The sequence below is a fragment of the Oenococcus kitaharae genome, assembly GCF_025758695.1.
In the GTDB taxonomy this organism is placed as follows: domain Bacteria; phylum Bacillota; class Bacilli; order Lactobacillales; family Lactobacillaceae; genus Oenococcus; species Oenococcus kitaharae_A.
This window is the reverse complement of the sequence record NZ_JANJQP010000001.1, coordinates 254,350-277,934: the sequence shown is the minus strand read 5'-3', so window position 1 is coordinate 277,934 and position 23,585 is coordinate 254,350. Positions and strand designations below refer to the sequence as shown.

Here is a 23,585-nt window from a genome sequence, read left to right as displayed (position 1 = left end):
AAATCAGTCGCCGATCTGCTTGATTTTATTTGCAATAATGTTAATTTCATCCCGTCTAAGCTGCGTTTTTCCTATAAATGCAATTAAAGCGCCATTCTTTAAAATTGGTGCGGCTTTCGCATATTCACGAGCAAAAACAGTTAAGGAACTTTCGCCGCTGCCATCTGAAATAGAGACAAAAGCCATTTGATTACCATTCTTATCGCGAGTAGTTCTGATAGAATCCACCATGACCGCCATTTTCACTTCGGTGTCTGTCTTTAAGTCACTAACCTGCGTGTAGCCCTTAGCAAGAATTTCTTTTCTCAAACTATCAATTGGATGACCAGAAATCGAAAAACCCAAAACAGCTTTCTCTTGCTGTAAACGCTGCAATAGAGGCATTTCTTTTGCGGCGTTCAATTTCGTCTCACTAAGAAGACTGCCGCCAAACTGCATGGCCGTAATCAGAGAAGCGGCATTTTCGACGAGTTCTTGACGTGTATAGCCAAAATGGTCCAAAGACCCGGCAAAGGCCAGCTGTATGATATCGTTTTCACTCAAATCACTGCCCGACATCCGCTGCAAAAAATCAATTAAGGTCGGGAAAGGACCACTGCTGTCACGTTCGTTTAAAATCTGCTCGACAACTTTTCTGTTCAGCCCCTTAATTTTGCCCAGCCCGGTGTAAATCACATTGTCGCCACTGGAAAAGCCGTTTTGGGCATGATTGATGTCCGGACCGGCAAGCGGAATGCCACTATTTTTAACATCTTGCAGGTAGGCCGTTTTACTATCAAAGTTCAGCAATACAGAGAAAAATTCTAATGGGAAATAGGCTTTGACAAAAGCCATTTCAAAAGCGAGTTTGCTGTAGGCAACCGCGTGGCTTTTGTTAAAACCATAATTAGCAAAACGCTCGATATAAGCGAAAATTTCTTCTGCCTGCCGACTCTCATGACCCTTTTTTAAAGCACCAGCAACAAAAGCATCGTGCTGAGCCATCAGAACGCTCTCATTCTTGTGCCCGATTGCTGCTCGAAAAACGTCGGCCTCCCCCAAAGAAAAACCAGCATAAACTTGTGCAATCTGCATGACCTGCTCTTGATAAATAATCACACCATAAGTCGGCTGTAGAATATTTCGCAAACTTTCATCGATAATATGAATTTCTCTTGAATCGGCCTTGCCCTTTGCATAAGCCGGGATATTTTCCGACGGCCCTGGCCGATTCAATGCATTAACTGCTACAATATCATCAAAACTGCTGACAGATACCTGTTTTAAAGCGCTTTTGGCCGAATCAGACTCAAATTGGAAAATGCCATTTGTCTGCAGTGTCCTAAAAATGGTCAGCACTTTAATATCATCCAACGGCACATGGTCCAGATTAATTCGCCGACCAGTATTTTTTCTGATTAGCGCACGCATATCGGCAATCATATCGAGGTTAGTTAAACGCAGCAAATCAAATTTAACTAAGCCGATTGCCTCGACATCATCTTTATCAAATTGTGTCACCGTCGTATCGGAAACACGATTTAAAGGGACATAATTAACTAATTTTTCCGGACTTAAAACAATTCCGGCGGCATGAATACCGATGTGACGCGGTAGTCCGGATATCTTTTTAGCCAGTGCGATAATTTCTTTTGCATGAGGCAAATCCGAAATACCGTCTGGTAGATTTTCTGGATCCGCATTCTCTAAAGCATCATCATTTGAAGCCATAAATCTAGAAAAACGTTTCAGACTTCCTTCACTGCTGGCAAAAATTCGTGCACTATCTCGAACCGCCAGCCTCCTTTTGAAAGTGTCGAAAGTACCGATTTGAGAAAAATGATCGATTGAATACTTGCCTTGCAGATATTCAACAATTTCTTGACGGCGATTGCCCGGTACATCAATATCAATATCTGGAAGCTGTACACGTTTTGGATTCAAAAAACGTTCGAAATAGAGATCATACTCGATTGGATCAATCGTTGTGATATATAAAGCGTAAGCAACTAATGACCCGACAGCCGACCCTCGACCAGCACCAAGCTGAATGTTGTGGTGACGAGCAAAATTGATGATGTCCCAGACCACCAAAAAATAATCTGCCAGACCAAGCTGGAAAATAACTTTCAATTCATAATCAATGCGCTCTTTATAATTGTCGGGGATTTTCCGATTTAAAAAGCGGTTTTGCAAACCTAATTTGACTAATTCTGAAAGATACTTTTTAGGATCCGTCTCGCCTTGCGGCAATGGGAAAATGGGAAGGTGCTTCACATTTTCAGGCCAGTCGTTCCGTACAGAATTGAAAAAATTGATATTATTTTGCAAAATATCCGAAGGCAGTTGAGACACATAAAAGTCTGCATCCTGGAGGCTATGGCCAGTCAATTCTGCCTGTCCATTGAAGTTCAGGGCATTTTCATCGATATGCCGAAGCGCCGTGGCAACAATCGCATCTGTTTCATTGACCCAATCAATTGGAAAATAACCGAGCTCTTTTCTCGTAAAACAGTCCGCATTGGATAAAGACGCTTTATGTTGATCGTCTTCAAAAATCAAAGCAATATCTGTCAGTGACAGGCTGCTATCTTTCAGTTCAAATGTCTCATCTGGATGAAAAGCTAGATAACTGCTGATTTTCATTAGATTCTGATAACCGTGAAAATTTTTTGCAATCGCAATAATTTCGCCAAAATCAGTTTGACTGATTGTCAACCCGATTATTGGCTTGATTCCAGCTAAAATCGCTGCTTGACGGAATTTTTCCGCACCATAAAGGTAATTATGGTTTGCCAAAACTGCCGCCTTAAATCCTTTATTTTTTAAAGCACTAATGAGCAGGTCGGTCTTATTGGGATTTCTCAACAGATCGTATTCGCTAAAAACTTGTAAAGGTGTATAGCTCACAAGTAAATAATATCGCGAATGTGCGAAACTTTGTTCGTATATTTGTATTTTTTACGCAACAGTCTTACACTTTGTTCATGAAATATATTGCAGTGGGTATTTGGTCGGTTATTTTAGGTAATGTTTTGGGCTTTATTGTTGGCGAACTTTCAAAACAGGCTTATATACCGTGGAAAATTTCAATTATCTTTCTAGTTATTGGTGAAGCAGCCGCGTTTCTTATCACGACAATTTCTCAATCAGCCGACAATTCGAAAGAAAACACCGATCAATAATAAATCGGTGTTTTTATTTAGACTGCAACGCGATGATCTTGAGGATCACGTCAACAGCCAATTCCATGTCCTGAACCGAGGCAAATTCAAATGGGCCATGCAGGTTCTCAGCTCCGGTAAAGATATTCGGTGTCGGCATACCCAAAAATGTGATTTTAGAACCATCGGTACCACCGCGGACTGGTGCCTCATTGGGTGCGATGCCTAATTCTTTATAAGCTGCTTCTGCCAATTTGACCGACTCCAGATGATCCTTTAAAATATCAGCCATATTGTAGTATTGATCGTATTGATTCAGATCCAAAACAGGATGTGAATATTGTGCATTTACCTGTTTAACAGCATCTGCAAGAATTTGTTTGCGCTGTTTTAGGCCATCGCGCTTAAAATCACGAATAATCAAGTGTGCTTCAGCCGCATCGCCATCCCCATTCAGATCCAACAGATAATAGTAGCCTTCATCGCCGCGTGTATTTTCCGGCCGCTCATTTGGCAGTAGATTAAAGGCATCAATAATGGCAACAATCGGATTAATTAGTTTGCCATAGCCTGATGAGGGGTGAACCTGTGTACCCTTAGCTTTGATTGTCGCCGCAGAGGCAGAGAAAGTCGCCCACTGCAATTCCCCTTTGATCGAACCATCGACTGTGTAGGCAAATTCGGCGCCAAAATTTTTCGTATCGAAGTGATCAGCGCCGATACCTATTTCTTCATCAGGCCCAAAAGCAATCTCGATTTCACCATGCGAAATCTCTGGATGATTCAGCAAATAAGACATAGCTGTGATAATTTCAGCCACCCCCGCTTTATCGTCCGCGCCCAATAAAGTTGTGCCGTCTGTCGTAATCAGCGTATGGCCCTTATAGTTGTGAAGGTTAGGAAAAACAGCCGGATCCAAACTGACACTATCGCTGAGTTTAATCGCTGATTGCCCATCATAATTTTCATGAATTTGCGGCTGAATATTTTCAGAATTAAAATCGGCTGTATCGACATGCGAAATAAATCCAATTGGTGTAACTGTTTCTTTGCCTTTGCTTGCTGGCAATTTAGCAAAGACGTAGCCATCAGGCATTGTGCGGACATCAGATAGGCCGATTTGTGTTAATTCTTCGGCTAGTTTCTTTAAAAAAGCAACTTCTTTTGGATCACTTGGAACCGTCTTTGACGCTTCGTTGGATCGTGTATTTATCTTGGCATAGCCAATAAAACGGTCAACTAATTTTTCGTACTTCACATTAATACCTCATCAATCTCTTTTATTTCTTCTTGCAAACTATCGTATCGCAAACTTCCCTGCTGCTTTGATTCTTCGAGAATTTTTTTAATATTGGCTAAATGCTCACGTTTCTTTTGCCATTTTCGACGAAAAATATCCGAATCCTCCTGTAAAAGCAGCGGCCCGAACTTGAGTTGGTGCTCTGTTAAAGTATTTAATTTATTTGCAGGGCGAGAAACGATGATCTCATAAAAATGACGGCCTTCCTGAATAATTTTTTCATCAATGATGGTACGTTTTTGCTGAATAATCGCTTCTCTGACTGTGTATTCTTCGTTATTAGCTTGCAAAATTAGAAGACTGTCTGTCAAAAATTTCGGTACCTTTTCAATTAATTTAGCAATGAGCTCGCCACCCATACCGGCCATGACAATCGTGTCAATATCATCATCTTCTTTGAGCACACTAAGTCCGCTTCCAAGGCGGAGCTCAATCTGCTGAGGACTATCTAAATCTGCCAGATCAATCTGTTCCTGGGCTGAAAACAAAGGCCCTTTTCTCACATCAGAAGCAATAATACAAGATGATTTAGCTGTTTCCAAAAGCGCAATCGGAATTGCTGCATGATCCGTGCCAATATCAGCAACACGAGCGCCATTTGGGATCAAACGATAGATTGCCATTAAGCGATCCGACAATTTTGCCATAAACAAATCCTTTCAAGAAAATAATAAAAAACCGAACGCTGAGTTCAGTTTTTAAAATCATGAGAAACTTTATTCTTCCATGAAATCTTTTAACTGCTTGGAACGGCTCGGATGACGCAGCTTGCGCAAAGCCTTGGCTTCAATCTGCCTAATTCTCTCACGAGTGACACCAAAGACACGGCCGACTTCTTCCAAAGTCCGAGTCTTACCGTCTTCCAAACCAAAACGCAAACGCAGCACGTTCTCTTCGCGCTCCGTCAAAGTACCCAAGACTTCTTCTAACTGGTCCTTAAGCATTTGATCAGAAGTGGACTCAATTGGCGATTCGCCTTCATTATCTTCGATAAAGTCGCCCAAATGGGAGTCATCCTCTTCTCCGATAGGTGTTTCCAAAGAAACCGGCTCTTGAGCAATTTTTTGAATTTCACGCACTTTATCAGCTGTTAATTCCATTTCCGCACCAATTTCTTCAGGCATTGGGTCACGGCCAAGGTCTTGGATGAGCGTACGCTGAATCCTGATCAGCTTATTAATTGTCTCGACCATATGAACAGGAATTCTAATTGTTCTTGCCTGATCGGCAATGGCACGTGTAATCGCTTGACGAATCCACCAAGTGGCATAAGTGGAGAATTTAAAGCCCTTGGTATAATCAAACTTCTCAACAGCCTTCATCAAACCCATGTTGCCCTCTTGGATTAAATCAAGGAAATGCATACCGCGACCGACATAACGCTTTGCGATTGACACAACTAAACGCAGGTTGGCTTCGGCCAGCTCCTGACGAGCCCTTTGGCCGTCTGCGCCGCCTTTTTCGATTCTCTTAGCAATATCGACTTCTTGAGTGGCATTTAACAGTGAAACACGTCCGATTTCCTTCAAATACATACGTACAGGATCATTGATTTTAACACCCTTAGGTGCTGAAGAAGCCGCTGATAGTTCTTCTTTGCTTGGATTATTCGTCTTCGTATTCAGAGACTTTTCAGAAGGGTTGCCATCTTCATCAACAATTGAAATACCGGCATCTTCAACTTTTTCAATCAATTTATCAATTTTCTCAGCATCCAGAGAAAACGGTTTGGCCATCTTTTCTTCTAATTCGTCATAAACAACTTGGCCTGCTTTTTTGTTCTTTTTGATAAAGGCTTTTAAGGCTTTTTCATAGGCTTTTTCATCAAAATCTGCAGAGGTTTGAGCCTGATTTAGTCCAGCAGGCTGATCGGCAATTTTCACAATTTTGTTTTTGTCTGCTGCAGTATGAGTCTTTTTTTCTGCACGGTCTGCCTTTTGATTGTTTTTCTGAGCCAAGTGCAATAAAACCGCTTTTTTATCCTTTTTCAAAAAATTGACATCGGCTTGAGTTAAAGCCTCTTGAATTTCTGCAACAGTATTTTTCTCTGAAACAACAATTTTTTTAGTCATATTTGTTCTCCGCCTTTTTTTTCATTAATTTTGCCAATTTAACATTCAATTCTTTGATCTGGTCGCTTTGATTTAAATTGATTGCCGTCTGTATTTGCGATTTTAGACTCAAAATCTGTTTCTCAAAGGGAATTCTCACGGTCAGCTGCCAGATATAATCATCGATCGCATCAATGTTAGCTGTCGAGTAAAGGGCTAATTGATGACTGATCAGGGGCGCAAATTTTTCTTGTTCTGCTGCAGTCATATTCTCCATCAGTGCCGATCCAATTGATTCTATCCCTGGGTGTCTGCTGCGAAAGCCCTTAATAAGGAAATAATAAAGCTGATTTTCAGGACTTTGAAAGGCAAAATCCTGATTCTTCTCGATCTCTTTAAACACGGATTCATGATAAACAGCCGATACAATCATTTTTCTTTCGATCATCGATTGCTGCCCGCTGATTGGATCACGTACCGTCGTTGTGGTGCCTACCGGCATCGAGCCAGGTCCAAGCTCGGACTCGGCAAATCGTTGTAGATTGATGATCCGAGTTTTCGGACTATTCTTGGTGAGCTGTGTGAGGGATTGATCCAGCACAGATCTGCTAAGCCCGAACTGGTCAGACAGTTTTTTTAACGTTAGATCATTAGCAATTGGATCAGGATGGTCTGACAAAAAGGTCAGCAAATCAGTCGTATAAGCACTTAAGTCAGCTGTATTACTCAAATTACGATTGCGTTTTAAATATTCCAACGCAAAATCATTGATGGAACTACTGTCTTGCTCGAAAATTTGTTTGAGTGCTTCTGGTCCCTTCTCCTGCAAATATTCATCGGGGTCTTTGCCAGCAGGAATCGTGACAATATCGACTTGAAGATGAGGAAATTGCCTAGTCTCGGAAATCGCACGCCAAGTTGCGTTCTGTCCGGCTGAGTCACCATCATAGGCGATTGTCAATTTAGGACTATTGCGAGAAATTAATTGCAGCTGTTCTTTAGTCAGGCTTGTACCCATCGACGCAATACCATAATCAATCCCGGCTTTGTGTGCCGCGATCACATCCAAATAGCCTTCCAGCAATAAGAAACGCTGAGAAAGTTTGGCTGCCTGCTTTGCCTGGTCAAAATGATAGAGCAGCCTGGATTTTTTGAAGATCGCTGTTTCTTTGGAATTAATATATTTGGCAGAGTTAGTCGAGTCTAGTGTACGGCCTGAAAAACCAACAACATTGCCATAACTATCTTTTAGTGGAAACATGACGCGGTTAGCAAAGACATCGTGAAAACTGCCGTCGTCATACTGAGAAATCAACCCTGAAGTCAGTTGTTCCTCCATTGGAATCTTCTTTTCATCAAAAAAATGATGTAAAGACCAGTCTGAAGGGAGATAACCGAGCTGAAAATCAGTCATCGTCTGACGGTCAAGATGGCGATCTTTTTCAAGATAATGCAATGCTTGTCCAGACAAGTCTGTATTTAAAAGCAGGTGATTAAAAATCTCAGCTGCCTGCTTATTGAGATCAATCAGGCGCTGCTCTTGTTCGCTAAAACGGCTACCAGCATTTTCCGTATATTTTTGATCAATATGAATACCTAGGCCAGAAGCAACTTCCATTACAGCTTGAGGGAAAGATAGGCCTTTTTTTTCAGATAAAAAGTCAAAAACATTGCCGCTGCGGCCGCAAGAATAGCATTTATACCGCTGCCCTTCTTCATCCACTGTGAAACTGGCCGTATTCTCAGTTACGAAAGGGCAAAGTCCCCAATAATATTTACCTTTTTTCTTCAAATCCACATATTGACCAACAATGTCAACGATATTAGCGGCATCCTTTACCTGTTCAATTGTCTCTTTAGGAATTAAAGCTGCCATTAGATCGAGACTAAATTATATGCTGAATACTTGACTTTGTCAAGTAAACAAAAACGCGCCACCACGGGCGCTCAGCAGCTTATTTAAGTGAAAATACCAGATTATGTAAACTCAAAATGATCTGGCTGACGACCTTATTTCGTAACAATTTTTCTAAAATCACCAAAAGTGGAGATCTGCTCATTTAATAAATGGATCTGCGCAAGTCGGTTCTTTTTAATCTGCGGATCTTTGTCCAAAATCATGTTGCTGTCAAAATAATCATTGATTGGATCTTTCAAAGAGACAAAGTAATCATAAATCCCCTGATCGTTTAATTGCGAAATTTGATCAGCGAAATATGCCTGGCTGGCAAAATATAAGGCCTTCTCCGAGTCATTAACAAACAAGTCCGGATTGACTTTTTCTTGACTAGGATTCTTTTCTGCCAAACTCTGTACACGCGCTAAAGCTTCGACAACTTCTTTGAAATTCGTATCGTCGGCGTGGCTAGCCAAAAAACTAATCCGTCTTAAAATCAATTCCACGTCACCCTGTTCGATCTTACTGGTTGCAGCATCTAGCAAATCATAACGGCTGCCATCGGAAAGCTGGCGAATTCGGTCAACAATAAAAGCGTTAAGCTGTGCATTAATTCGAGTTAAATTCTGATCTTGTATTTCCGCAAAAGCTCCCTGTTTAGCAAGGACTAAGCCGCTTAAATCCGTGAGAAGTTCTTTCAAAGAAAAACGCCACTTTTGATCGGCGATAATCCGAACCATTCCTAAAGCTGCTCGCCGCAAACCATATGGATCATTTGAGCCAGAGGGAATCAAGCCGCAAGCAAAAAAGGAAAAAAGACTGTCTAACTTATCAGATAGTGCCAATAAAGCACCCACTCGGCTTTGTGGCAGGCTGCCTTCAGAAGAGCTCGGTAAATATTGTTCAGAAAGTGCTTGTGAAACAACGGCATTCTCGCCGAACAAGCCAGCGTAAATTCCCGCCATTGTTCCCTGAAGTTCGGAAAATTCGCCTACCATTGCGGTAGTGAGATCAAATTTATAGATTTGACTAGCTCGCTGCAAGTCTTGCGTCTCTGACTCGGAAAAACCCATTTTGTCAGCCAACAAGGCTGCAATTTTGGAAACACGTGCCATATGCTGGACGACGGTGCCGATTTTTGCGTGGAAAATCAGATGATCTGCCTTCGCCATAAAGAAATCAATTGAATGTTTCTGATCCTCTTGGAAGAAAAACTTTGCATCCTCCAAACGGGCGATTAACACCTTCTCATTGCCAGAAATGACATTATCCAAGTGATCACCATTGCCATTTCTGACAGAAATAAAGTGCGGCAGCAACTGACCTTGCTCATCTGTTAAATAAAAGAAACGCTGATTGTCGCGCATACTGGTGATCAAAACTATATCTGGCAGCGAGAGGTATTTTTCAGAAAAACTACCCGCAAAAGCTGTTGGATATTCAACAATATTATTGACTTCCTCCAGCAAATCTTGATCAATGTGCAAATGCCAGCCATGCCGATCAGCCAATTCATGGATCTGTTTTCTAATCGTTTCTTTTCGGGTTTGGGCATTGGCAATCACAAAAGCGTCGGCTAAATCCTTTTCATAATCATCAGCTTGTGCAATTATCACCTCACCAGTATTTAGGAAACGGTGACCGCGTGTCACACGTCCAGCCTGCACATCCAGAACCGTGAATGGAACAACGGCCGTATCTAGCAACGACACAAGCCAACGAATGGGACGCACATATTCCAATTTATAGTCAGCCCAGCGCATATAAGTCGAGAACTTCATTTGTTCAACAACTTCAGTCGCGATACTCTTCAGGATTTCAGACGCAGCAACACCGTCTATGTGCTTTGTGAGATAGACATAGCCATCCCGCTCCGTGAAATCATCAGGCGACATTTTCTGGCCGCGAGCAAAGCCTTGTGCCGCTTTGGTCCAAGCGCCATCAGAATCTTTAGCGACCTTCAAGGAAGGGCCGCGATGTTCTTCATCTGTTGAATCAGAAAAATCAGCTAAATTTCTAACCAAAATAGCTAATCGTCTCGGTGTAGAAAAAGCCTGCACGCGGTCATAGTGCAACAGATGTTTTTTAAGAAAATCCTCGCTGCGGGAAACGAGCTGATCTTCGGCACTTGTAACAAGATGAGCCGGTATTTCTTCCAGACCAATTTCTAATAAATAATCAGCCATTGTTTATTCTTCCTCCTTAAGCTGCACAATTTGACCCATCTGGGCACGGATTGGCGCGTCAATCACAATGCCATTAGCCGCGATATGGTCATCTAAATAAAAATCACCTATTTTTTCTGATTGAAGCAAGTCATGTTTTGTTAAGGCAAAAACGGTAATGTCGGGATCATAAAAATGTTTGGCAAAGGGCTCTTGCGACCACTCTTTTAATTTAGCCAAATCAGTGAAAACCGGAATCCAATTGCTCTCATCTGCACCATTGTGCAAAGTGAGGTATGAATGGTGCTCCTGCTCCTGTTCTTCAAAAAGATGCCCAGGAACAATAAAACTTAAACGATTAATCGCGTTTTCCGTCAAAGCCGTACCGTCATTAATACCAAGCTGCTTTAAAATGGCGTCGTTGTGGAGACTTTTTTCCAATAAGTCCGCCCTTGGCAGGATAGACGTTTCGTAATCCTCTGCTGTTAGACTGTAATCAATCAGCGTGTGATCAAAAATGATACCGTTCAAACCTTCGTTTTTGACAATCTGAATTGCCTGATCAAGCATTAATTCTTTAGTAAGCGGGAAATTCAGGTTAAAATCATCCTTTAAAACGCGTTTGGCAAGCTGCTCACTTGTAAAAAGCAGCAAATAACTTCTTCCAGCAGCCGTTTTATATCGAAAATTAACTTCCAAAAAGAAATGGCCGAACAGCAAGGCAGCTAATAGATCTTGTTTAGTAAACCAATCCTGTTTGGACGGATGATCAACATTATGCCTGATAAGCGCAGCTAATTGTTCAGCACTGAAACGACTCTCATTTTCCACCATGGCGCTGCTCCTGACTGGCTCTTTTGGCTAACTTTTTTGTATAAATACCCTTTTTACCGATGTACTTTTCTCTCAAATCCTGATCTTTTAACAGTGGAAAAGACAGCTTAGCCCGTGCCAAAATAAATTCATTGGCAACACTGTGGGCCATGCTGCGGATTCGGTGCAGGTAACTGGCCCTTTCGGTAACGGAAATAGCCCCTCTGGCATCAAGCAGATTAAACGTATGACTGCACTTTAAAATATAGTCATAAGCCGGATGAACTAGTCCCAAGTCCAACAGGCGTTTAGCCTCTTTTTCGAATTGATCAAAATTTGTCAGCAGCATTTTTTCATCAGACTGTTCAAAGGAATAAACTGAATGTTCATATTCCGGTTCTTTAAAAATATCGCCATACAAAACACCGTTTCCCCATTCCAAATCATAAACAGATGGGACGTCCTGAATGTATGAGACCAGCCTTTCCAAGCCATAAGTAATTTCAGCTGTCACTGAGTCCACGGGAATTGACCCGACCTGCTGAAAATAGGTAAATTGGCTGACTTCTTGGCCATCGAGCCAAACTTCCCAACCGATTCCTGCAGCACCCATAGACGGATTTTCCCAGTTATCCTCAACAAAACGAATATCATGCTCCAAAGGATTGATCGTTAATTTTTCCAGGCTTTGTAAATAAAGCTCTTGGATATTTTCCGGAGAAGGTTTCATCACGACTTGAAATTGGTGATGCTGAAATAAGCGATTAGGATTTTGGCCATACCGGCCATCAGCAGGACGTCTCGAAGGCTGTACATAGGCAGCGTGCCAAGGCTCCGGCCCGTTTGCCCTTAAAAATGTATAGGGGCTTTGTGTCCCTGCACCAACTTCATTATCATAAGCCTGCATGAGGTTTGCGCCTTGACTTGCCCAATATCCTTGAAGTGTGAGAATTACATCCTGCATTGATAATTTTTTTGTCATTAACGATTACTCCTCGTTCAATTATGATGCCAGCGGCTGACTTTGAAAACAAAAAAAATCCCGACAGCACATTGATGCTGCCAGGACGCTTGCACGCGGTTCCACCTGACTTCCGCCAAAAATGACGACACTTTACTTCCAAACACACTCAACAATCGCCACAATGCCTCAACACATGTTTGAATACAAACAAATAATACTATTTTCAAAAAATTAAAACAATGGTGAATAGCAGCCTAATAAGCCCTACAGCCAATTTATTGACATCGTTTTTATGAATGTAGTAGGCAGCTAGGTCTGCAACATCTCCCGTTTGAACCTTGATGGCGAAAAACAAGATTATCCCGTGTTCTAGTCTTGGTTTGACGCGCTTGGAAGCGTAGAGTCAAACATGAAACGACATTTTGATCAAGGGAGGATTGATTTCATGAAAATTGAAGAAGGGTACATGCCCTTTCGCGGGTTTAAGACCTATTATCGTATCGTTGGTGAAGCCAAGGGTAAGGCACCCTTGCTGCTGATTCACGGCGGCCCCGGGTCCTCGCATAACTATTTCGAACTGCTGGACGACTACGCTGAAACTAGTGACCGGCAACTGATCATGTACGACCAAGTCGGCTGCGGCAAGTCTTCATTGCCGGAGGACGAATCCCTCTATGTCAAAGAGACATGGGTCCAAGAACTGATTGCCCTGCGCAAATACCTACATCTAGATGAATTACATATGCTGGGGCAATCCTGGGGCGGGATGCTGGAAATGCTCTACCTCACTCAGTACGACCAGACTGGCGTCAAGAGTGTCATGATTGATGGCTCGCCAGCTTCTATCAAACTTTGGACGCAAGAACAACATAGGTTAATTTCCTACTTGAGCTACGAAGACCGCCAAGCGATTGCCCAAGCCGAACGGACTGGTAACTTTTCTGGGCCAAAATATCTGGCTGCCAACGAACGTTACATGGAACGTTATTGTTGGGATGACCCGGATGAAAATTCACCGGAACCGCTCCGCCGAAAAACTAACGGGAAACGTGCCAGCCTGATTGCTGAAGGTCCCAACGAATTTACGGAAAACGGCACTATCAGCGACTATGATGTGACCGATGACTTGCATAAAATTCACGTACCAGTACTAGTCACAAATGGAACAGATGATTTGTGCACGCCACTGATTGCTAAGTCTGTTTACGACCATATTCCCGGAGCGAAGTGGCATTTGTTTGCAAACAGCCGTCACTTAGCATTATTGGATCAGCACGATGAATTTATTTCTGTGCTGGATAATTGGTTAAAAGCGCACGATTAGATTATTGAAAAAGCCCATGATCTGTGATGAACGGATTGTGGGCTTTTTGATTCTTTAAGGGCCGTTCTTTCATGGCTTCTGCAGTGTCTTATTGCAAATAATCTAAAGCGATTTTTTCATATATGGCAGCCGCCTGGAGATAAACTTTCAAATCCAAATGCTCATCAACAGCATGGGCACAATCATCGGATTCCGGACCGAAAATCAAAATTGGGAATTTGGCATTTCCCTTGATGTATTCAGAGGCTTCATTAGCACCCGAACCAGCTACCAAACTCCCAGGAAAACCGCTGATTTCCCGAATCGCTTTTTGAGCTAAACGTGTAAAATCACTTACCTTCTGAACCGGCAAAGGCAGTTCCGGAAAAACAATTTCTAATTTCAGCTTTGCAGCTGAAGTCTGATTCAACTGGTCGATAATTTTGTCTAGTGACTGAATAATCTCATCATTGCTGACTTCAGGAATTGTCCGCATATTGCCGCCTAGAACAGCAGAATCAGGAATCTGGTTCAACTGTTTGCCACCTTCGATCGTTGTAAAGGCATTTGTAAATGAACCTAAAATCTCATTTTTTTGTGTCAAACTCTTAAAGTATGTATCGAATCGATCCATTACTTGGCGTAAAGCGTTAATGGCATTGATGCCATTTTCAGGTCTGGAAGAATGAGCGCTTTTTCCAGTGGCAAAGACACGATAATCGATCACGCCCTTGTTTGTGTAGCCGATCTGAAATTCCTTACGCGGTTCACCGAGAATTAAAGCCGTCACATCATCTAAGGCACCGCTTTGCGTGACTTGTTTGGCACCAATTTCGCTAGTCTCCTCACCAACTGTCCCGATTAATTTAAGGCTGCCGCTAAAATTCGAACCTGCTTTGACAATCGATAAAGCAGCAGATGTCAATGCCGACAATCCACCTTTCATATCATCGGCACCACGGCCATACAAGATATTCTCCTGAATTTCAGCCTTAAATGGGTCATGTGTCCAAGTCGACAAATCACCAGCCGAGACCGTATCCTCGTGGCCAGAAAATGCCAGTACCTTGTTGCCGGGTTTTTTACCTTTAATCGTCAAAACCAATGACTTTCTGCCTGTATCAGCCTGGATAAAATGACTTTGGACATTATCATAGCCTGAAAATAAGTCGCTAATGTAGGAAGCCACAGCTGCTTCGTTTCTGTTATCCGTTTTGAACTGAACAATTTTTTGAAAAATCTCAATTTTTTTTGAATCTGCTAAAACCATATAAAAATCCCCTTCATTTTCAGATTATTGTATCAGTTCAGTCATTGTTTGTGCGTTTAATCTCTAAGCCGTTCATTTGTTCGATAAAACTGCGAGCCCGTGTTTTCAAGCCGATTTGACGATCATAAATTAAATTAATCACACGCTGCAGGCTACGCTTAATCTTGTCCGAAACTTTGATTGAATGGATTTTTTCAAGGTCTAAACGAGAAAACAGCCTTAGATAGTAAATAGCAGCTGGATCGGCGTGCAAACGATGCTCATCCATAGCAAAATGCTGTTTGGCCAATATGCCATTATATTTTTCTGAGAAGTCGAATTCACCTTGTCGAGTATGATCAATTGGGTCATCAACCAGATTGGGTTGAACGCCAAAAACAGTCAACAATTGAATTTCAAAAATATTAGCCATGATTTGAGGATCCAAACCTGAATTAATCTTTTCAAGACCGGCGACGAGCATTTGGTACCAATGATCAATTGGAACGTGCTCCTCAAAAGCAGCCGTCAGCAGTTCGGCAATATGGCTGGCATAGGCGTTTAAAAGAATATCTAATGAAATCTGTTGGTACAAACCGGCTTGATCAATCGAGTTTAAGTAACCAAGACCCTTATTTTTGGGTAATCTGCCAAAAAAAACACCGTGCGCAAAAAGTTGAGTCACAATTTTCATTTGGCTCTTGGCTTTTTTGCTGCCGCGGCAGAGATAGGTATTGATACCGATCCCTGGACTGATGATTCTGATGAGCGAATCATTTTCCGAATAGTCGCGCACGCCAATAACGATGCCGGAAAATCTATCATCCATTAGTTGTCTTGTTTGGAATTATAGCCCAGTTCCTGTAGTGCTTGTGGCCGTTCGCGCCAACGGGGTTCGACTTTAACCCAAGTTTCCAGATAAACTTTATCACCAAGCAATAATTCGATATCTTTTCTAGCAAGTTGACCAATTCTTTTAATCATGCGTCCCTGCTTGCCGATAATAATATTCTTTTGCGAAGCACGTTCAACAATAATTGAAGCTTGAATGTGCAGTTTGGCATTTTCACCATCTTTTTTCATCGAATCAATCACAACCGCAATTGAATGAGGGACTTCTTGTTCTGTGAGCTGCAGAATTTTTTCTCGGATTAATTCTGAAACTAAAAACCTTTCCGGATGATCAGTGACTTGGTCTTTATCAAAATACTGTGGTCCGGGATTCAATTTGCTAATAATATTTTCAACCAAATCCGGAACCTGTTCGCCGGATAAAGCCGAAATAGGATAGACTTCTGACCAATCGATCGCATTAACGTTGTAGCTGTTAATCGTGTTAAACAGATCATTCTTATTCTTGATGAGGTCGATTTTATTGACCAATAAGTAAATCGGTGTGTTCTTAATTTGTTTTAAACGATTAATAATAAAGTCATCGCCAAGACCGCGTTTCTCAGACGCGTCTACCACAAACAAAACCGCATCAGCCTCGTTCAGCGCACCAAGACTTGCCTTCTCCATATACTGGTCTAGGCTGTTATGCGGCTTATGAATACCTGGTGTATCCAAAAATACAACTTGAGCACTGTCGGTTGTATAAATGCCGGCTATTTTATTGCGTGTCGTTTGTGCCTTGCTTGAAATAATGGCAATCTTTTGTCCAACGATATAATTTATTAACGTTGATTTGCCGACATTCGGTCTGCCGATAATTGCCACAAAGCCAGATTTAAAGTCTTTTTCCAAATTAGTCTCCATTTAATAATTAAATAAATTATGTATGCCAAGCCAATGCCAGAGATAAGGCTGCAAAATAATAGCCAAGATTGCAAATTCAATGATAACGGCAAACACAACACCAGCTGCTGCGACATCTTTGGCTAATTTTGCAAGATCATCATAACGGTCGCCTACAGTTAAATCAACAATTGCCTCAATGATTGTATTCAAAATTTCTGCAATGATCGCAAAAGAGACGGCAATCGTCACCCACAGCCAGTCTGAACGTGATAGATGAAACTGAATACCAATCCACAAAACAGCAAGTGCAATCACGATATGAATACGAAAATTCCGTTCCCGGCTCAGCATAATCCAGATCCCGTTAAATGCATTAAAAAGCGCAGCAAAAAAATTCTTGTTGCGTTGATATGTTTTTCTGTTTGGCCACAACGGTTTTTTATCTTGTAAGCCCATATTCCTCTAAAATCGCATCCTGTAAACCGAACATTTCGTCTTCTGCTGCCTGGCTTTTAGTATGATCATAACCTAAAAGATGTAAAAAACCATGTACCGCCAAATAAGCCAACTCTCGATTGTAACTGTGACCATATTCTTCTGATTGATGTTTAGCATGATCCAAACTGATGAAAAGATCGCCAAGTTCCTCGGGGACACCTTCGATGTGAATGTGGTCCGCCTCTTCTAGAGCAAAAGAGATCACATCAGTGGCGCGGTCGGTATCACGATATTGTTTATTAATTTTGTGAATTTCTTCATCGTTGACAAAGTTCACAGACATCTCATAATCGTGATCCAATTTCATAAAGACTGCTGCATGCTGCAAAACATCCTTCACGAGAGCCGCATCATCATTGTTCACTTCTTCTTGTTTGTCGTCTAGCACAACAACATCAAGCATCTTTTTTCTGTTCCCTTCTCTTTTCATCTCGCTCATAGGCATCAACAATTAATCCTACCAATGGGTGACGCACAACATCATCATGCGTAAATTCAACCATGCCGATTGATTTAACACCTTCTAAGATCCGACGAGCCTGAATCAGTCCAGACTGTTTTGACCCCTTAGGCAAATCAATTTGTGAGATATCACCATTAATCAGCATACGCGAATTAAATCCGAGCCGCGTGAGGAACATTTTCATTTGTGCCGGTGTCGTATTTTGCGCCTCATCCAAAATAATAAAAGCATTGTCCAAGGTACGGCCACGCATATAGGCTAGGGGTGCTACTTCAACAATCCCCCTCTCTAATAAACGGCTGCTTTGTTCAGATCCGATGATAGCGTCCATAGCATCATAAATCGGGCGAAGATAGGGATCGACTTTTTCCTTTAAATCACCAGGCAAAAAGCCTAAGGATTCCCCCGCCTCAACAGCTGGACGCGTGATAATGATGCGGTCAACATCTCCTTTTTTTAAAGATGAAATTGCCATAACAACAGCTAGATAGGTCTTACCTGTTCCAGCCGGTCCGATGCCGAAAGTAATCTCATTCTTTTTAATCGATTGAATATACTGACGCTGTCCAATGTTTTTGACACGGACCGGACGATTTCTCGCATCGTTAATTAACGTATCCGAATAAAGCTCTGTGAAATACTCCAAAGTGCCCTTTTTCTGCATAGTGATAGCACTGGCAATATCTGATGGCCCGATCTGAATATGCCGTTTTATCAATTTGACCAAAACTAAAATCACGTCTTGTGCGGCTTGGACGTGTTCCTCTGGTCCCTTAACAATAATTGAATTGGCTCGCTGACTGATTTCGACATTAAAGCCCTCTTCTAAAATCGTGAGAAACTTGTCTTGATTGCCGACGATACTTTGCAGTTGTTCGGGACTTTCTAAAGGAAATTCGCGGTTAATTATCTGACTCATTGAGCTCCTAATTTTGTTTTCACGAGCGATGCAACTTTAGCACCGTCTGCGCGACCCTTAGTCTTAGTTGAAAGGGCGCCCATTACTTTACCCATATCTCGCAAACCAGTCGCATTCAGCTGTTGAATTGTTTGAGAAACAAGATTATCTAATTCTGCCTCAGTTAATTGTACAGGCATATACTTGGCCAGAACTTTAATTTCATTTTCAGTTTTTTCGACTAAATCCTGCCGTTTGCCCTTTTTAAAATCGGTAATTGAATCATTTCTAGACTTGACTTCACTTGCCAGAACGGCCAAAGTCTCGTCATCAGACAGGTCATGCCCTAATTCGATCTGTTTATTTGAAATTGCAGCCTTAGTCATTCGTAAAACGCTGAGCGTTTCCTTATCCTTGGCTTTCATGGCTGTAATGATGGCTGCTTGAATATCGCTTGTTAAACTCATTTCACTCCTAGTTATTAGTAATTATATTAAAAAAGGCCTTGCGGCCGTTTCCAAATTAATGATCGTTGCGAGCACGCTTACGAGCACGCTTTTGTGCGGCCTCGCTCTTTAACTTGCGAGCCACAGAAGGCTTGACATAAAACTCACGCTTGCGAACTTCCTGAAGGGTACCGTCTTTTGCGACACCGCGCTTGAAACGACGAAGTGCATCATCAAACGATTCATTATGACGAACAATAATACTTGCCATGTTATATCCCCCTCCTTTCGTGTCCGATTTACTTGCGTATGACCTAATAATTATGACATTTTTGAGCTTAAATGGCAAACAAATCCATTTGGTTGGCATCTGTCATGCCATCCAGCATATGATTCTGATCCATGAAATCAATCAAAGTCTTGTTAACAGAGCCGCGTTTAGCCAAATCTTCTTTAGAAATAAAGTCGTGTTCGGCTCTAGCTGCAACGATGGCTTTAGCCACGTTATCGCCCAGGCCAGGCAATGTGATAAATGGCAGAATAATTTGGTTTCCCTTGATTTTCCAATCAAAAGCTTCAGATTCGTAGAGATCAACCATTTTAAACTCGATGCCGCGCTGCCAGGCTTCATTGGCAATCTCATAAATGGCAAGTGTTTTCGATTCTTCTTTATTCAAATCATTGTAACGGCTGCGGTAGCTTTTCACGAGCGCTTGAACTTTGTTTTTCCCTTGCGTAATCCCGACAGCATCCAGCGTCTTATCTTTAGCGCGGACAGAGAAATAAGCTGCGTAATAAATAGCCGGGAAATAGACCTTAAAGTAAGCGATACGCAGCGCCGAGGTCACATAGGCTGCGGCATGTGCACGAGGAAACATGTATTGAATCTTCTGCATCGATTCGATATACCAGTTTGGTACTTTTGGATGTGCTTTTAAAATGGCCATGTGTTCATCGGAAATGCCCTTGCCTTTACGCACTTTTTCCATAATCTGAAAGGCATCAGACGAGTCGAGGCCAAAGGACATTAAATCAGTCATGATCTTATCACGGGTTCCGATAACAGTACCGATGTTGGCCTGCCCGGCTTTAATCAATTCATCAGCATTACCATTCCAAACGTTGGTTCCGTGAGACAATCCGGAAATCTGCAGTAGTTCACCAAAATTATGCGGTTTTGTCTGCTCAAGCATACCGCGAACAAAGTTGGTTCCAAATTCTGGAATACCCAAAGTGCCTGTGTTGGACATAATTTCCTCTGCAGTCACGCCAAGTGCTTTTGTCGATGTAAACAAAGATAGAACGCCTGAATCATTAACAGGAATCGTTTTTGGATCAATGCCGGACATATCCTGTAATGCTCGCAGTAAGGTTGGATCATCATGACCCAGAATATCCATTTTCAAAACATTATCATGAATGGAATGGTAATCCAGATGGGTCGTCTTCCAGTTAGACTTTGTGTCATCAGCTGGGAACTGAATTGGCGTGAAATCATAGACGTCATGATTAGCTGGAATAATGATAATACCACCGGCATGCTGGCCAGTTGTTCGTTTAACACCCGTAATACCGTCAGATAAGCGGTCTTCTTCAGCCTTACGGTAATGAATCTGCTCCGATTCCTCATAATTTTTCACCATGCCATAAGCTGTTTTTTCAGCAACGGTACCAATTGTCCCGGCACGAAAAACATTGTTTTCACCAAACATGACTTTTGTATAGTTATGTGCGATTGGCTGATAATCGCCAGAGAAATTCAAATCAATATCTGGGACTTTGTCGCCTTTAAAACCTAGGAAGGTCTCAAATGGAATATTCTGCCCATCGCCAATTAGGAGTGTCCCATCAATTGGATTGCGCTTTTCCGGCAAATCAAAACCTGATGAAATCGTATCATCATCAACGAACTCAGTATAATTACCATTTCTGGAACGATAATGCGGTGGTAGAGGATTGACTTCAGTAATACCCATCATCGTCGCAACCAGTGACGAGCCAACCGATCCACGCGAACCGACGATATAGCCATCTTTATTAGACTTATCGACCAAACGCTGACAAATGACATAAATAACCGCGTAACCGTTACCAATAATCGCGTTCAACTCACGATCCAGTCGTTTTTGGATAATATCCGGCAATGGATCGCCATACATTTCTTTGGCACGCGCAAAAGTCTTTTGTCTCAGAATTTCTTCTGACCCCTCAATTTTCGGTGTTGACAGCCCCTTTTTCAAAGGCTGAACATCATCGATACTATCGGCAATCTTGTGGCTATTCTCGACAACAATCTCATACGCCTTGTTTTCACCAAGAAAACTAAATTCATCTAACAGATGCTGCGTTTTTTTCATCGATAAATCGGCTAAGCGATAGCGTGTTTCACCGCCTGCTGATGACCGAGCAATTTTGGAATTCAGCAGAATTGTCCGATAAATGCGGTCTTTCTCGCCAACATAATGTACATCGCCGGTAACAACTAATGGCTTTTTCAACATATCAGCTAATTTGACATAATCACGAATAATTTGCCGTAGCGTCTCATCATCCTTAATAAATCCCGACTCAATCCGCGGCTGATAATTCTCCAAGGGTTGTACTTCGATATAATCAAAACCGATCCGGTCAGCTAGTTCACTAGCCTTGTCAAGTCCTTCACGCGCAAGCGTATCAAACAATTCTCCAGAAACATCACCTGACCCAACCAACAGTCCTTCATGATATTTTGTCAACAGGCTTTTAGGCACACGTGAGACACGATAATAGTAATTGACATTCGACTCGGAAACCAATTTATATAAATTTTTCAAGCCGGTCTGATTTTGAACAAGAATTGACAAATGAGTCGGCCGTGTTTGACGCCAGCTGTCATGATCATCTGTATGCTCGTTTAATTGTTCATCGTAGACGACATCGTACTTCTCTTCGGCTTCTTTTAAAAACAGGTGCAGCAGCATGCCAGTAGCCGTTGAATCGTCGATCGCACGATGATGGTGTTCCAAATTAACATTGAATTTTTTGGACAAGAAATCTAGGGTGTAGCGACCGAAATTTGGATACAGCCAACGAGCCAGATTCAAAGTATCCAAAACCAGGGCGTCAATTTTAGGCAGCTGATGTTGGGCTAAGGCGTGATTAACAAAGCCATAATCAAAACGGATAACATTGTGTCCAGCTAAGATGGTCCCTTTATAAAAATCCTGGAACAAGCGCAGTACTTCGGCCTCGGGTTTGCTGTCCTTAACAAGATCATCAGTAATTCCTGTCAGATTGATTGTTTGTTCAGATAAAGGAAAACCCGGGTTGATGAATTCGTCAAAAGTATCCAACACGGTACCGTGTTTCATTTTGACCGCAGATAACTGAATAATTTTATCTGAAACAGCCGACAAACCAGTTGTTTCAATATCGAAAATGGTATATTCCGAATCGTCTAATTTTTCATGCTGCGTATTAATTGCGATTGGTTCACCATCAGCAACAAAATTAGCTTCCAAACCATAAATTGCCTTAACACCAGTCTTGGCGCTGGCCGCAGCTGCTTCAGGAAAAGCTTGTACATCCGCATTGTCCGTAATAGCCAAAGCAGGTTGATGCCATTGTGCAGCCTGGTCAAATAATTGACTAGCTGAATTGACAGCGTTTAAAGCCGTCATTGTCGTATGGGCATGCAACTCAATACGATGCTCTTTTCCTTCTGGAATGGGGTCACTGTCGGCTTCTTTTTTAACAGTTTGTAAATCGTTAATATTCAAAGATAGCTCACCGCCCATAAAATCATCCACGGCAACACGACCACGAATTTTCACCCAGATCTGTGAAGGAATATTTTTCAATACTGCATTATCTTTTGCATTCCGCGAGAAGACTTTTGCTGAAATCGAATTCGTATAATCTGTCACTTCAATCGTTAAAATTGCGCCGCCGCGTCGCGTCTCACGATAATCCGATTTATAAACGTACCCTTCGACAACAACATTATCCCCGTCGGATACTTGATCGATGGGTGTCAATTTACTCGAATTTGGGATGGCATTGCCTAAAAGGACGTTCGTACTTATTTGCGGTGCCGCTGATTGTGCAACTGAGGCGGCCGATTCGTGTATTTCAGCGGCCTGAGATGTTTCGAACTGTTCTTGAATTTCAGCCTGCATTTCACTATCAACATTAAAAGTGAAAGGAAGATCTACACCTAATTTCTTATAGGTATCGATAATATCTGCATGCAAATTTCTAAAGTAGGATACGCCAGCTTGTGTCGTTAGCAGTGCTTCAATACCACTCCCAGTATCTGCAAAATTGATACCAGCTGAAATTTCGTTTGTGAAAGGCGTATTTTTATCCAAAATAGAAAGGACAAGATGCCAATATTCGCCCAACTGGGCCAAGCCAACTTTCTCCGCAACTTTGAATTGAAAAATACAATGTATATTTTCTTTCAGAAAAATATCCTTGGTATCGATAATCAGACGGCCTAAAACTGTGGGAAGCAGAAAATGGTCACAAGTAAAAATAAAAACCCACTGTCGTTCATCTGGATCAACTAAAACACTTTGAAGTGCTGCGCCATCTAATTTCTCAGATAGCTGATCTTCGCCATGTCCGATTTGTTTCAAAAGGATTTTTAATTTAGAGTCATTTTCATTCATGCT

Annotated in this window: 19 protein-coding genes; 2 read left to right on the top strand and 17 right to left on the bottom strand. The window is 41.9% G+C overall.

Translation table 11 applies throughout. From position 1 onward, the window contains the following. Window positions 1–3: 3 nt before the first annotated feature. Window positions 4–2,889: a DNA polymerase III subunit alpha gene (locus tag NRF22_RS01435; RefSeq protein WP_263778875.1), complete on the bottom strand. Its 2,886-nt coding sequence runs from the start codon at window positions 2,887–2,889 to the stop codon at window positions 4–6. 77 nt (window positions 2,890–2,966) lie between these two features. Between NRF22_RS01435 and NRF22_RS01430 the strand changes: the two genes are divergently transcribed. Then, window positions 2,967–3,164, top strand: a complete 198-nt coding sequence (locus tag NRF22_RS01430; protein WP_263778874.1) for a YjzD family protein — start codon at window positions 2,967–2,969, stop codon at window positions 3,162–3,164. A 13-nt stretch (window positions 3,165–3,177) separates the two neighbouring features. Here NRF22_RS01430 and pepT read toward each other — a convergent pair whose 3' ends face one another. The 7 genes from pepT to glyQ all read right to left on the bottom strand — a co-directional run bounded on the left by pepT (window position 3,178) and on the right by glyQ (window position 12,351). Next, a complete protein-coding gene (gene pepT / locus NRF22_RS01425; protein ID WP_263778873.1) occupies window positions 3,178–4,401 on the bottom strand; it encodes a peptidase T in 1,224 nt (407 codons plus the stop codon). Next, window positions 4,398–5,090 (bottom strand): tRNA (adenine(22)-N(1))-methyltransferase, encoded by a 693-nt coding sequence (locus NRF22_RS01420; protein ID WP_263778872.1) that lies wholly within the window; start codon window positions 5,088–5,090, stop codon window positions 4,398–4,400. Before NRF22_RS01420 ends, pepT begins: the two co-directional genes overlap by 4 nt. 69 nt (window positions 5,091–5,159) lie before the next feature. After that, window positions 5,160–6,515, bottom strand: a complete 1,356-nt coding sequence (gene rpoD / locus NRF22_RS01415) for an RNA polymerase sigma factor RpoD (RefSeq protein ID WP_263778869.1) — start codon at window positions 6,513–6,515, stop codon at window positions 5,160–5,162. Beyond that, window positions 6,508–8,370: a DNA primase gene (gene dnaG / locus NRF22_RS01410; RefSeq protein ID WP_263778868.1), complete on the bottom strand. Its 1,863-nt coding sequence runs from the start codon at window positions 8,368–8,370 to the stop codon at window positions 6,508–6,510. The genes rpoD and dnaG overlap by 8 nt, the downstream gene beginning before the upstream one ends. A 134-nt stretch (window positions 8,371–8,504) precedes the next feature. Continuing rightward, a complete protein-coding gene (glyS, locus tag NRF22_RS01405) occupies window positions 8,505–10,577 on the bottom strand; it encodes a glycine--tRNA ligase subunit beta (RefSeq protein ID WP_263778867.1) in 2,073 nt (690 codons plus the stop codon). Window positions 10,578–10,580: 3 nt separating this feature from the next. Beyond that, window positions 10,581–11,390, bottom strand: a complete 810-nt coding sequence (locus tag NRF22_RS01400; RefSeq protein WP_263778866.1) for an SseB family protein — start codon at window positions 11,388–11,390, stop codon at window positions 10,581–10,583. Then, window positions 11,377–12,351 carry a glycine--tRNA ligase subunit alpha gene (glyQ, locus tag NRF22_RS01395; protein WP_263778865.1) on the bottom strand — a complete coding sequence of 325 codons (975 nt, stop codon included), beginning with the start codon at window positions 12,349–12,351 and terminating at the stop codon, window positions 11,377–11,379. The genes NRF22_RS01400 and glyQ overlap by 14 nt, the downstream gene beginning before the upstream one ends. Before the next feature lie 427 nt (window positions 12,352–12,778). Between glyQ and pepI the strand changes: the two genes are divergently transcribed. Beyond that, window positions 12,779–13,657: a proline iminopeptidase gene (gene pepI / locus NRF22_RS01390; RefSeq protein WP_263778864.1), complete on the top strand. Its 879-nt coding sequence runs from the start codon at window positions 12,779–12,781 to the stop codon at window positions 13,655–13,657. Window positions 13,658–13,745: 88 nt separating this feature from the next. On the opposite strand, the gene NRF22_RS01385 is transcribed toward pepI, so the two are convergent. The 9 genes from NRF22_RS01385 to NRF22_RS01345 form a co-directional block, all read right to left on the bottom strand. Further along, the gene (locus tag NRF22_RS01385) at window positions 13,746–14,906 is read right to left on the bottom strand and encodes an ArgE/DapE family deacylase (protein ID WP_263778863.1); all 1,161 of its coding nucleotides are present in this window, start codon (window positions 14,904–14,906) and stop codon (window positions 13,746–13,748) included. Between the two features lie 37 nt (window positions 14,907–14,943). Beyond that, window positions 14,944–15,714: a DNA repair protein RecO gene (recO, locus tag NRF22_RS01380; protein ID WP_263778862.1), complete on the bottom strand. Its 771-nt coding sequence runs from the start codon at window positions 15,712–15,714 to the stop codon at window positions 14,944–14,946. Further along, entirely contained in the window at window positions 15,714–16,643 is a 930-nt protein-coding gene (era, locus tag NRF22_RS01375) for a GTPase Era (protein WP_263778861.1), read from the bottom strand. Before era ends, recO begins: the two co-directional genes overlap by 1 nt. Continuing rightward, on the bottom strand, window positions 16,644–17,081 hold the full coding sequence (locus NRF22_RS01370; protein WP_263778860.1) for a diacylglycerol kinase family protein: 438 nt from the start codon (window positions 17,079–17,081) through the stop codon (window positions 16,644–16,646). Further along, window positions 17,065–17,526, bottom strand: coding sequence for an rRNA maturation RNase YbeY (ybeY, locus tag NRF22_RS01365; RefSeq protein WP_263778859.1), 462 nt, complete (start codon window positions 17,524–17,526; stop codon window positions 17,065–17,067). Before ybeY ends, NRF22_RS01370 begins: the two co-directional genes overlap by 17 nt. Continuing rightward, window positions 17,519–18,505 carry a PhoH family protein gene (locus tag NRF22_RS01360; protein ID WP_263778858.1) on the bottom strand — a complete coding sequence of 329 codons (987 nt, stop codon included), beginning with the start codon at window positions 18,503–18,505 and terminating at the stop codon, window positions 17,519–17,521. The genes ybeY and NRF22_RS01360 overlap by 8 nt, the downstream gene beginning before the upstream one ends. Then, complete coding sequence (locus tag NRF22_RS01355) at window positions 18,502–18,951, bottom strand: GatB/YqeY domain-containing protein (protein ID WP_263778857.1); 450 nt, start codon at window positions 18,949–18,951, stop codon at window positions 18,502–18,504. Before NRF22_RS01355 ends, NRF22_RS01360 begins: the two co-directional genes overlap by 4 nt. Before the next feature lie 55 nt (window positions 18,952–19,006). Next, window positions 19,007–19,201, bottom strand: coding sequence for a 30S ribosomal protein S21 (gene rpsU / locus NRF22_RS01350; protein ID WP_002817109.1), 195 nt, complete (start codon window positions 19,199–19,201; stop codon window positions 19,007–19,009). A gap of 67 nt (window positions 19,202–19,268) precedes the next feature. Next, the gene (locus NRF22_RS01345) at window positions 19,269–23,582 is read right to left on the bottom strand and encodes a PolC-type DNA polymerase III (protein WP_263778836.1); all 4,314 of its coding nucleotides are present in this window, start codon (window positions 23,580–23,582) and stop codon (window positions 19,269–19,271) included. Window positions 23,583–23,585 lie beyond the last annotated feature (3 nt).

Bases quoted from the DNA above. Each gene is read 5' to 3' on its own strand.
- NRF22_RS01430 (WP_263778874.1), top strand. From the start codon at position 2,967: ATGAAATATATTGCAGTGGGTATTTGGTCGGTTATTTTAGGTAATGTT.
- NRF22_RS01420 (WP_263778872.1), bottom strand. From the start codon at position 5,090: ATGGCAAAATTGTCGGATCGCTTAATGGCAATCTATCGTTTGATCCCA.
- rpoD (WP_263778869.1), bottom strand. From the start codon at position 6,515: ATGACTAAAAAAATTGTTGTTTCAGAGAAAAATACTGTTGCAGAAATT.
- dnaG (WP_263778868.1), bottom strand. From the start codon at position 8,370: ATGGCAGCTTTAATTCCTAAAGAGACAATTGAACAGGTAAAGGATGCC.
- glyS (WP_263778867.1), bottom strand. From the start codon at position 10,577: ATGGCTGATTATTTATTAGAAATTGGTCTGGAAGAAATACCGGCTCAT.
- NRF22_RS01400 (WP_263778866.1), bottom strand. From the start codon at position 11,390: ATGGTGGAAAATGAGAGTCGTTTCAGTGCTGAACAATTAGCTGCGCTT.
- glyQ (WP_263778865.1), bottom strand. From the start codon at position 12,351: ATGACAAAAAAATTATCAATGCAGGATGTAATTCTCACACTTCAAGGA.
- pepI (WP_263778864.1), top strand. From the start codon at position 12,779: ATGAAAATTGAAGAAGGGTACATGCCCTTTCGCGGGTTTAAGACCTAT.
- NRF22_RS01385 (WP_263778863.1), bottom strand. From the start codon at position 14,906: ATGGTTTTAGCAGATTCAAAAAAAATTGAGATTTTTCAAAAAATTGTT.
- recO (WP_263778862.1), bottom strand. From the start codon at position 15,714: ATGGATGATAGATTTTCCGGCATCGTTATTGGCGTGCGCGACTATTCG.
- era (WP_263778861.1), bottom strand. From the start codon at position 16,643: ATGGAGACTAATTTGGAAAAAGACTTTAAATCTGGCTTTGTGGCAATT.
- NRF22_RS01370 (WP_263778860.1), bottom strand. From the start codon at position 17,081: ATGGGCTTACAAGATAAAAAACCGTTGTGGCCAAACAGAAAAACATAT.
- ybeY (WP_263778859.1), bottom strand. From the start codon at position 17,526: ATGCTTGATGTTGTTGTGCTAGACGACAAACAAGAAGAAGTGAACAAT.
- NRF22_RS01360 (WP_263778858.1), bottom strand. From the start codon at position 18,505: ATGAGTCAGATAATTAACCGCGAATTTCCTTTAGAAAGTCCCGAACAA.
- NRF22_RS01355 (WP_263778857.1), bottom strand. From the start codon at position 18,951: ATGAGTTTAACAAGCGATATTCAAGCAGCCATCATTACAGCCATGAAA.
- rpsU (WP_002817109.1), bottom strand. From the start codon at position 19,201: ATGGCAAGTATTATTGTTCGTCATAATGAATCGTTTGATGATGCACTT.
- NRF22_RS01345 (WP_263778836.1), bottom strand. From the start codon at position 23,582: ATGAATGAAAATGACTCTAAATTAAAAATCCTTTTGAAACAAATCGGA.